This is a genomic window from Nostoc sp. CHAB 5715 (assembly GCF_020829685.1).
Lineage (GTDB): Bacteria > Cyanobacteriota > Cyanobacteriia > Cyanobacteriales > Nostocaceae > Nostoc.
Map to the genome: position 1 here is coordinate 1 of NZ_JAIVFR010000232.1, position 8,489 is coordinate 8,489.

Annotated in this window: 9 protein-coding genes; 4 read left to right on the plus strand and 5 right to left on the minus strand. The window is 40.1% G+C overall.

What is annotated here, in order from left to right; translation table 11 throughout:
• Together LC574_RS14625 and LC574_RS14630 are read right to left on the minus strand one after the other, a co-directional pair.
• On the minus strand, nt 1-258 hold a 258-nt coding region (locus LC574_RS14625), incomplete at its 3' end, for a type II toxin-antitoxin system RelE/ParE family toxin (RefSeq protein WP_229454195.1).
• Nucleotides 248-475 carry an addiction module protein gene (locus LC574_RS14630; RefSeq protein WP_229454196.1) on the minus strand — a complete coding sequence of 76 codons (228 nt, stop codon included), beginning with the start codon at nt 473-475 and terminating at the stop codon, nt 248-250. The genes LC574_RS14630 and LC574_RS14625, both read right to left, overlap by 11 nt.
• A gap of 86 nt (nt 476-561) precedes the next feature.
• Here LC574_RS14630 and LC574_RS14635 point away from each other — a divergent pair, with 86 nt between their 5' ends.
• From LC574_RS14635 to LC574_RS14650, 4 genes are all read left to right on the plus strand, one after another.
• The gene (locus LC574_RS14635) at nt 562-732 is read left to right on the plus strand and encodes a hypothetical protein (protein ID WP_229454197.1); all 171 of its coding nucleotides are present in this window, start codon (nt 562-564) and stop codon (nt 730-732) included.
• A gap of 1,417 nt (nt 733-2,149) precedes the next feature.
• Nucleotides 2,150-2,416 (plus strand): DUF1902 domain-containing protein, encoded by a 267-nt coding sequence (locus LC574_RS14640; RefSeq protein ID WP_229454198.1) that lies wholly within the window; start codon nt 2,150-2,152, stop codon nt 2,414-2,416.
• Nucleotides 2,417-2,614, plus strand: a complete 198-nt coding sequence (locus LC574_RS14645) for a type II toxin-antitoxin system HicA family toxin (RefSeq protein WP_229454199.1) — start codon at nt 2,417-2,419, stop codon at nt 2,612-2,614. It begins immediately after the preceding gene.
• A 143-nt stretch (nt 2,615-2,757) separates the two neighbouring features.
• Nucleotides 2,758-3,399 carry a site-specific integrase gene (locus tag LC574_RS14650; RefSeq protein WP_229454200.1) on the plus strand — a complete coding sequence of 214 codons (642 nt, stop codon included), beginning with the start codon at nt 2,758-2,760 and terminating at the stop codon, nt 3,397-3,399.
• Nucleotides 3,400-4,001: 602 nt separating this feature from the next.
• Here the strand turns inward: LC574_RS14650 and LC574_RS14655 are convergent.
• The 3 genes from LC574_RS14655 to LC574_RS14665 form a co-directional block, all read right to left on the minus strand.
• On the minus strand, nt 4,002-5,870 hold the full coding sequence (locus LC574_RS14655; RefSeq protein WP_229454201.1) for a protelomerase family protein: 1,869 nt from the start codon (nt 5,868-5,870) through the stop codon (nt 4,002-4,004).
• A 337-nt stretch (nt 5,871-6,207) separates the two neighbouring features.
• Complete coding sequence (locus LC574_RS14660; protein WP_229454203.1) at nt 6,208-6,585, minus strand: AP2 domain-containing protein; 378 nt, start codon at nt 6,583-6,585, stop codon at nt 6,208-6,210.
• 196 nt (nt 6,586-6,781) lie between these two features.
• Nucleotides 6,782-8,353 (minus strand): hypothetical protein, encoded by a 1,572-nt coding sequence (locus tag LC574_RS14665; protein ID WP_229454202.1) that lies wholly within the window; start codon nt 8,351-8,353, stop codon nt 6,782-6,784.
• Nucleotides 8,354-8,489 lie beyond the last annotated feature (136 nt).

Genomic DNA, 8,489 nt, shown 5'->3' on the forward strand with positions numbered 1-8,489 from the left:
GAATTCGTAATAGACAATGATTGTAGTGTCCGAATGCTCATAGAAAACAACATAAGGGAAGCGCCGAACTACAGCCCTTCGATAGCTTTGGTGAACTACCTGATACATTTCTGGATTTCGCCGAATGAACTGAATACAAGCATCTACACAACGAAGAAATTCTTCACCCAAACCAAGTTCTTGCTCTTCATACCAGATAAAAGCCTGAGCCACATCTTCTTGCGTCTCTGGCAGAATAATCAGATTTTTAGACACCATATTGTCTATTACGAATTCGCTCCTTAACTTCTTCCCAGGAACTACCTGAGTCAGGATTTTGTAAGTAGGTTGCTTTTCTCTTAGCAAGTTCTTCTTTTTGCCAGTCAAGCACAGGAATTTGCTCTGGAACTTGGGCAATGCTATCCCATAAGTCTTCCACAAGCTGCAATTTTTCTGAGAGGGTTAACTCAAAAATCTGAGTGAACTCTGCGTTCATATCAACCTCGTTCAGTGACTAGCCATTTTGTTCTAAGTCTATCACTGACAACACTGATGCTTTCAGAATGACGTTCTGAAAAGCTATTGGCTGCTTCAAAGGCTCAAAAAGATATGGAAAAGAATCTAGGGGAGCTTAAAAAACTACTTGATAGACAATGGGTGATTAGCCGCGAAGAACTAGCGAAACGGCTTGAAAGATTGATGGAATTAGGATTACGTGGTGTTGCTCAAAAACATGAACTTATAAGTAACTGAACAAAAATATTTACAGTCATTGCGTTCGCTCTTAGCGTTCCCGTTCGCGCAGCGTCTCCGTCAGGAGAAGGGTACGAAGCGAAGCAATCCCAGCCGCAAGCGAATTGCTACCCTTCGGGAAGGCTGACGCTCGAAGACTCGCTAACGCTGCGCTAACGCCTACATTTCTCTTCGCTACATTCGCAATGACATTGTGTAATTAATTCTGTTCGACTACTTATTTAGTACCAAGGAGTGGAGCCGTCCTGTATTCCGTAACCAGGGTACAGCTATAGAAGCTGCTCAGGCTAAGATTGCTACCATTCAAGGCAGAAAATTTACATTTGACCCAGAGTTTAAAGTGTTTGGTAAGGAAAAAGAAAATATCTTACTCGCAGGTCTGTATCATTGATATCCAGACATTTGTTAAAAGTTAAAAGTAAATAAATTTTGTCAATACATCTTTGAGTAGAAATCAATTTATATAATAATGATAATCGCAAATAGGGTAAGAGGCGAGTGTAGCTCGCTTAGTTCCCTACCACTTTATTTGATTCTCATTATCAATAAGTTTTCGGGGGAATATTTGTATTCAAACAAAATCATGTTTAACTCAGGAAGGACAAGTAATTAAGCGATTGTAATCACCGTGAGCAGCAGCCGAAAAACCAATTATTAATAAGTATGAATTTGAAATAAAAATTTAAGTCCTTTTCAATTAATATACAACATTATTTATTAAGAGAATCAGAGATAAAAATGCTCAAGAAAACTCTGGCGGTGTTCGCTGCCGCAGCGATGCTGCTCCCTGGAAGTCTTGTAAAAGCGGAACCTGATCCAGATCCGCCCTGTTCCTTCCATCTCACTGCGAAGAACGGGGATAGATCTCCCGGCAACGTCCGTGTAGAAGTTACTTGGCAGCGCCGCACAATTGACGAAATTGTACAGGTAAAACCGATAACGGTGACTATTTACAACAATAGCGGCCGCGAGATTACGCTTGTCACCAACCGATGGCAGAACTCCAGTGGAACTCTAGTGGATCGTGGAGTTAGTGGCAACATTCTTAATTCTAGTTCCAAAAAATGGTATCCGATAAGCTGGTTTGACAAGTCCGGAAGCCCGTATGTTAGAGTGTCCGCGGCTGCGACAACCCGGCCCGGTCTGGGCGGTTCCACCAGGTGTCGAAATTACTAGACAATGCTGGAGAGCAACCTAGAACACCGATTCATATCGTATTCGGTGAAAGACTTATCATTAAATAATTAAAGCTCCCAAATTATAACTAAACTTTGGGAGCTAATAATTTTAAGTTCACCGCGACGCCGTTTTACCTAAGTTTATGACCTGGGTTAACCAGGTGGGAAGGTTGGGAAGGGTTGGAAGGGGTTGTAATAATGCAGTCACTGCAATAAACTTAAGACAGCACAAGTATAGGATGAGTAATTACATGGGAGTCAAACTAGATAAGGCAATTAAGGTAGATGCTTTTTGGGATTCTGAAGCAGAAGTCTGGGTTGCGACTAGTGAGGATTTACCCGGATTGGTTACAGAAGCAGCTAGTAATGAAGCGTTAGTGGAAAAGCTAAAGGTGATTATCCCTGAGCTTTTAGAGCTAAATAATTGTTTTCCTCTTGTTACTCTACTGGGTATTGATTTAGACTTGGTAAGTCGTCGCAGTGAACGTATAAGCGTTCCTTGTTAAATGGCTGTTTCATTCACTCCTGAACTCAAGCGGATTCTTTCAGAAGCAGGATGTTACTACAAAAGACAAGGTAAAGGAGATCATGAGTTCTGGTACAGCCCAAAAACAGATCACTGTTTTGTAGTTGATCAGTGTATTAAATCTCGGCACACAGCAAATGCGGTTTTAAAGCAAGCAGGTTTGCCAAAAACTTTTTAGTTCCATGCGATGATTAGTTAAAAAAAATAAGAACCTTTCTTGTATTAAAAAAGATGGGTTCTTATTTTTTTGTGCTATCTAGTTTATAAAAAATGAGTGTCAAATCGTTGTAGGCTGTGCATTACAGGGTCTACAGTCAGACAATGAAAATCAATCGGCACGGACGCGCCAAGGTTCTAACGCAGTCAGAGATACAGCTAATTTTCAATCACGGCTTAGACAATGACCGAGATAGAACTTTGTTCGGTGTCTGCCTTTTTAGTGCCTGTAGAATCCGTGAATGCTGTACTCTGTTGACTCAAGACATTTACACACCCAAGGGCAATGTTAGACCCCGGCTGATTATCAGGAAAGCAAACACCAAGGGAAAACTTGCAACCAGATCAATCCCAGTGATTGAAGATTTACGCCAAATACTAAGCAATTATTACCCATTGGCAGGAGATGATTATCTGTTTCCCGGTCGCTGTGATAGACACATCAGCGAAGATTCAGCCGCTAGAATACTACGCACTGCCTGTAAACAAGCTGGGATAATTGGCGTGAGTACCCATAGCTTTAGAAGGACTGGTTTAACTCAGATGAGTAATGCTCGAATACCACTGAGAGTTATTCAGGAGATATCAGGGCATCGGAACTTGGAACAGTTGCAGAGATATTTAGAAGTGACTGACGAACAGGTATTAGGAGCGGCTGCAAGCTTGGCTATGCTGTCACCAGTGGCTAGTAATGGTGTAGAGATGGACATTGATAAAAAGCTAGAAATTGACGCACATTATCCCTAATAGGGATTTAGGTTGATTGCAATAGTAATACCAAAGCCGAATACTCTCGGATTTAGCGTTTCAATCCCTAATAGGGATTTTGGTTAATTGCAATGCCAGAAGCGCGATTGCTCTATACGTCCCAACAGTTTCAATCCCTGATAGGGATTTTGATTAATTGCAATTGCAGTGTCATTATCTAAATTCTGCATCTGTTCGTTTCAATCCCTAATAGGGATTTAGGTTGATTGCAACAATCCCCAATGCCTTACTTTCAGTTTTTCATGTTTCAATCCCTAATAGGGATTTAGGTTGATTGCAATCTCCGTTAGCTGTGATTTTTTTAGAAAAATGCCTTGTTTCAATCCCTAATAGAGATTTAGGTGAATTGCAATCGCTGAAAGCTTTACTGTATTTGGTTTTCAAGGTTCAATAGTGCGAATGCAAAAATCATAACACGGCGGTTAGTCATTTGACTAGATGTAAATCGCTGAAAGGCAGTTTACATAAAGTGCACGGATGATTTAGTAATGCTTTGACTCTGGGAAATGTCGGGAAATACCTGTTTCCCGACATCCACCAAAAAGCTTCTAGAGTATTGCATTCAGACCAATAACACCGTTTTAGTTTCTCCCTGCTTTAAAGGCTTCACCGCTCAAGAATTCGTCGTTTATCAGCAACAGGATTTTATCTGTGTCTTTACCTTTATTGGCATAGCTGGCAGGGTTACTGGGGTCTTTCTTGTTTTCCATGCCGAACTTAGCATTATGGCTAATCACTTCATCCTTATGGGCTTCAATCCAATCGCGTACCAGCAAACCATTACAGCCTGATAAATCTCTGAGTGCTTGGTTAGTAATTGCTAGGCGATCGCTGTCTCCAGTCGCTACAGTATCGTTGTATAAACAGATAGCCTGATAAGACCTACGAATTTTTTCTAAAGCTGCTGACGCTGTTTTGCTCCCCCAAACTTCCGTATCGGTTTTTGCTTGCCAGTCAATCTCTTCTTTTGGTGGTGCTACTTTGGCAGGTGTTACAGCATTAACGACCGTTGTTGTTTTACCTTGCAAGGCTTTTTCTACTGCTTCATCTACCATCTTTTGAATCATGCCTTGTAAATCGTTCACATCAATAACAGGTTGGTTATCTTGTGGGATTGAAACATCTACCTTAGTTGTGTTTATCATTTTGTTCTCTTCCTGCAATTGGTTATTCATATCTGCTAACTGGTTATTGGTTTCTTGTAACTGTTTAACTTGTGCTTCTAATTGAGCTACCTTTTGTTGTGCTGACTGTAATTGTTTGGCACTATCTAAACGGTTATTAAATGACTCAATTAACTTGTTGATTACTGATTGCTGGTTAGACGCTCCTAATTGCTCTTGCAAGTGTCGAATAGCTTCTAAATCTGAAGAACTAACCCGAACATTAGAGAGTTTTTCTTTCTCTGGTGCGCTTGGATAGCCTACAGGTTTCGTAGTGTAATAGTCTGAGTAACCAAGCGTAGTTAAAAGATGCTGTAAATCGCTATCACTGATTTTTTCACCTGGTGTAATATGACCTAAAAAACTGCCTGCAAAGTACATTTTTGAACCTAGTGAACCCGTACAATCGCGTTCGGTAACGAGACAAGCACAAGCAGCACGTAAGGCTTTACAGTCATTCTGTTCTTGACCATGACGGAAGTTTAAAAGTGGCTCTTTGTCGCCTTTGCCACCAAAATATTCTTGAACTACCCGACGCAATGAGTTACCGCGTCTGTTTTCAATAGCACGGTTTTGTGCTGCTACATCAGTGGGAAATTCGTTAGCTGCTTCTTTTAAAAGTGACTTGGTAGACGCTTCTTTTCGTAAATGATTTAAACGCTCAATGATGTAATTAGCAGGGAACAGAGTAGAAATTTTAAATACTGGTTTCTCACCGCGTTTCTTACCTTGACCTTCAAAATTAACTTGATAGGATTCACCATCAATTTGGGTAAATTTTCCTCTTACTAAAATCTCATGAGGTCTTCTACCCGTAGCAGCTATCAAACCCACTGCTAACTCGTGAGGGTCTTCACTGGCTAGCAAGTTAGAAGTAACTTCTAAATAGGTATCTGGGTTAATCTCAATGCCTGTATTACCATTTTCACCAGCAGTCATCAAACGGTCACTTACTCGCGTGGTTTCGTTGCGTTCTTCCCAGTCTTTCTTATCCAGACCACACAGCAGCAAAACGTAGTGTTTTAACTCGTTTCCTGTAACGTTGCCTTGCTTATCATGCTTTGGTACTGATTCAGCGTTTTTACCTTGCTCTAATGGCAATGACTTAAATTTTGTGTAGAAACCAACCCTACTTAACACAGTGCCTAGACTGGCTTTGTTGTAGCTAGTTTTAGTGTTGATAAACTCGTTAAAAGCTTCGCAGTGTAGCTTAATCTCTTCTAAGCTCTGTAAGCCTTTGGTGGCTTCAAACAGTTGATCTACTTGCTCTTGAACTGCCTTTGACATTTGACTTTATCCTTTATTGTGTAACCTGTTAACATTTTAGCTAACTTGTTATAATATCTCAACAAAGTTTTTATAGCTTTAATAACCTGTTATAACAACTTAAGGGAGGTTGTTAGCCTCCCTTAAGTTCTACTCACTTTGGCAATTGTTTTTGTGGCTGTATCAGAGAGTTACCAGAGTTAACTGGTTGACTTGTCAATCTTCCTGCTACGGTTCCTACTCCCACAAGCCCGATCATGCTGAAAATGATTAGCATAAGAAGGCAAGTCGCTAATGCTAAAGACGTGTAGCGATCGCTTCTCAAATTCCCAGTTAACCATCATAAATTGCACGCTTATTAAACAGGAAAATTTAGATACCCATACTCGCCAAAATATTTACAAGAAGCTTTGTCGTAAGCTTTTGCGGCATCGATTGAATTATTAAATGTTCCCAAGCAAATAGTTTTATTGTTTACTTGTATGCGTGAATGCCATTTTTGCTTTTGCTTTATCCAATAAACACCTCTGTACCCTGTTGTGTTATTAGACCGTTTTTGACTATTGGCATTGTTTAAGCTGAATGTGGCTAATCTAAGGTTTTCTCGGCGATTATCTAGTGGATTTCTATTTATATGATCTACTAGAAACCCCTCAATATTTAGACCCATCCTTTCAGCAACAAATTTATGAAAGTACAGATTTAAGTATTTGCCTTTTACTCTTGTACCACGCATCACATAATCACCTTTACCAATTCGCCATGTAAAATTTTCAAGCAGTTCTATGTCTTCTGAACTGTATAAAACAATGTGGGATTTAATTATTATTTACCAGTCCATATTAGTTACTCTGTTTAATTAGGGTTAACGCTCGTTTATTAGCCAATAGACAATAGTCGAAACATCGTCAAGCTCATTAAAGTTCATATATTTATTTCCAGACTATCTTATTGCTAACTGTGCGCTTTTTGCAGCCTAGACAGCGATATCTATCGTCATTTTGTAGCTTTAAATTTGCGCTTCCGCAGTGGGGACTTGTGCCAGATTGGTGACTACCCCCTATAGTTGTTTTTGGTGGCAAGCTTACCATTTGACCATTGCTTGGTGTATAAGGCTTTGAGCTTTCAGTCTCTAGTCCGTTGCCAATTGTGCCAGGGGACTTGGCAAGCCTTGCCAGTCGCTTTGTCTCCTCTATTTCTTGATAGTTAAAGCTGACTTTATCTAGATTAGGTAAAAAGTAAAGCTTAGGTGAGCGAGAGTCAACTACTAAGGCTACTCTTAATAATCTGGCATCATCGGTAACTAACTCGTTTTTATGGTCGATATATTCTTCTATAGCGTCTAAGTTACGGGTCAACTTAGCCAAGTTAGACTCACTGTTTTTACCTTTACCGTAAGTATTTAGATAATGTCTAATTTTGGGAATGCCGATGATTATTTCGGTAAAGAGTGACCTATCATCATTGGTAAAACCTGGGATTTGTTTAGTCATCACTGATTGACCCGACACAATCCAGCCAATGTTATTGTGTCCAAACTGTTTAAAAATCTTCTTAAGGTTTTCCCCTGCCTTGTATGGTTCACTGCAAGAATTTAGAGTGTTGTCAAGTTCATCCCATGCCCAAATTTGAAAGAAATTAGCAGCGAATGTGGGGTTTTGAACTCTAAAATTCCCGTCGTCTAGGCAATCATCAAAGGATTTAATCGCGGCTGTTGTGTCGCCATACTTAAGGAAATGCTCTAAAGGATAGTTGCTATCTTTGAGTGAAGCAACAGCACCAGGATAAGACACTGTAACCAGAGTATTAGGCACTTTCTCACCCTTGCCAGTATTACCGCGAGTGCAACCAGCTTTTAATATTTCGCTGATCATCACGGCTGTTGTAGGTGTTTTTCCAACGCCCGGATCTGCTATCAGCCGATAACGAATTGGGTGACTGACTACATAGTTAATAAATTCGTCAGGAGTCCCAACCATTAACTTAATTTCATCTGCTTTGATAGCTGGCTCCATACGGTAGCTGACCACAATACAGTCGGTTACTTCCAACTTTCTAACAGAAGTAATTTTGAATAGTCCTAACTTTTTAGCAATTGTCTCAGAGTGCTGGTTAATAGCCTCTACAACGGCTTTGGGATGCACAGAGTGCGAATACCCATAACCAATGTCTACAACGCCGTCAGGCTTCACCTGGAACCCTTTAACGCTCAAAGCCAAGCTGATATCACTAAACAGGTTACGGGCTATTTCATTAGCAATTTTCCCGTTGATATCAAAACCAAAGTCACCATACACGGGTTCTACTAAATCACCTTGCAATTCATGCTGTAGTTGACCTACACGCATATTAAGCAGTTCAATCTGCTCTAGATAGTTTTCGCGCTCTTGATCCACAGATTGATTGATTTCATCTAAATTATCGTTGTAGCTACTCGCTAAACTCTTGATAATTTCAGCTTTGCTTTGATGTCCGTGTGCTACTTTCTCACTCCAGTTTTGCAACCTGCTAAATTGTGCTTTGAATCATAATGTGGGAAAAATTTTGAACCATAAATCGAGAAAGAGTTAACGCATTTTCGGACTTTCTCACCAATCCCAACATAAAGCTTTGAATCAAATCATGAGAGAGAGTTAAAAT

Excerpts from the sequence above, each read along its gene's own strand:
- LC574_RS14630 (WP_229454196.1), bottom strand. The coding sequence starts at position 475 with ATGAACGCAGAGTTCACTCAGATTTTTGAGTTAACCCTCTCAGAAAAA.
- LC574_RS14650 (WP_229454200.1), top strand. The coding sequence starts at position 2,758 with ATGAAAATCAATCGGCACGGACGCGCCAAGGTTCTAACGCAGTCAGAG.
- LC574_RS14660 (WP_229454203.1), bottom strand. The coding sequence starts at position 6,585 with ATGCGTGGTACAAGAGTAAAAGGCAAATACTTAAATCTGTACTTTCAT.
- LC574_RS14655 (WP_229454201.1), bottom strand. The coding sequence starts at position 5,870 with ATGTCAAAGGCAGTTCAAGAGCAAGTAGATCAACTGTTTGAAGCCACC.
- LC574_RS14645 (WP_229454199.1), top strand. The coding sequence starts at position 2,417 with ATGGCTGTTTCATTCACTCCTGAACTCAAGCGGATTCTTTCAGAAGCA.
- LC574_RS14640 (WP_229454198.1), top strand. The coding sequence starts at position 2,150 with ATGAGTAATTACATGGGAGTCAAACTAGATAAGGCAATTAAGGTAGAT.